The following is a 1,133-nucleotide window of genomic DNA, read 5'->3' as shown; positions in this document are numbered from 1 at the left end:
CGCGACGACGAAAACTGGCTGCGCCATACGCTCTGGTTCAGCGAAGGCGACCGACTCGATTACAAGCCGGTCCACATGCAACCGCTGACCGTCGAGTCCGTGCCGCCGAAGGCGCGTACGTTCTAAGGCACACGCCAGTCAAAAGGAATTGGAAATGGCCAAACGCATTTTTGAAGTCTATCGCTACGACCCGGACAAGGACGCGGCGCCGCGCATGCAAACGTACGAGCTGGAACTCACGCACGAGCGCATGCTGCTCGACGCGCTGGTCAAGCTCAAGGAAGTGGACGAGACGCTGTCGTTCCGTCGTTCGTGCCGTGAAGGCGTGTGCGGTTCGGACGCCATGAACATCAACGGCAAGAACGGTCTCGCGTGCCTCACGAACCTGAACGACCTGCCGGCGAAGATCGTGCTGCGTCCGCTGCCGGGCCTGCCCGTCGTGCGCGACCTGATCTGCGACTTCACGCAGTTCTTCAACCAGTACCACTCGATCAAGCCGTACCTGATCAACGACACGCCGCCGCCCGAGAAGGAGCGTCTGCAGTCGCCTGAGCAGCGTGACGAACTCGATGGCCTGTACGAGTGTATTCTGTGCGCAAGCTGCTCGACTTCGTGCCCGAGCTTCTGGTGGAACCCGGACAAGTTCGTCGGCCCGGCAGGCCTGCTGCAGGCTTACCGCTTCATCGCGGACAGCCGCGACGAGGCGACCGGCGAGCGCCTCGACAACCTCGAGGACCCGTACCGTCTGTTCCGTTGCCATACGATCATGAACTGCGTCGACGTTTGCCCGAAGGGCCTGAACCCGACGAAGGCGATCGGCAAGATCAAGGAACTGATGTTCCGCCGCGCGGTTTGATGTTGTTGTTCTGAAATGGAATCGCACCAGTCTGACCCCCATCGCCGCGCGCGCCTTCGCTGGCGCGCGCGGCGCGGCCTGCTCGAAAACGATCTGATTTTTGAGCGGTTTTTCGAGCGCTATGAGCATGAACTCAGCGACGCCGACGTGGGCGCTCTCACGCGCCTGCTCGAGCTGAGCGATAACGACCTGATGGACTTGCTGCTCGCGCGCAAGGAACCAGAAGGCGACCTTGCCGACCCGGACGTGAAGCGGGTGCTGGAGCTGCTTCGGAACG

Annotated in this window: 3 protein-coding genes; all 3 read left to right on the top strand. The window is 61.9% G+C overall.

Annotation, left to right across the window (positions count from 1 at the left end; all coding sequences use genetic code 11):
* A partial coding sequence (locus ACOJB8_RS41090; protein WP_475017976.1) for a hypothetical protein occupies nt 1-126 on the top strand: 126 nt, incomplete at its 5' end.
* 28 nt (nt 127-154) lie between these two features.
* Nucleotides 155-856 (top strand): succinate dehydrogenase iron-sulfur subunit, encoded by a 702-nt coding sequence (locus ACOJB8_RS41085; protein ID WP_158760580.1) that lies wholly within the window; start codon nt 155-157, stop codon nt 854-856.
* A gap of 15 nt (nt 857-871) precedes the next feature.
* A partial coding sequence (locus ACOJB8_RS41080) for an FAD assembly factor SdhE (protein WP_475017974.1) occupies nt 872-1,133 on the top strand: 262 nt, incomplete at its 3' end.

The sequence above is a fragment of the Paraburkholderia sp. BR10141 genome, assembly GCF_056155635.1.
This window is presented reverse-complemented; position numbering and strand designations above follow the sequence as displayed.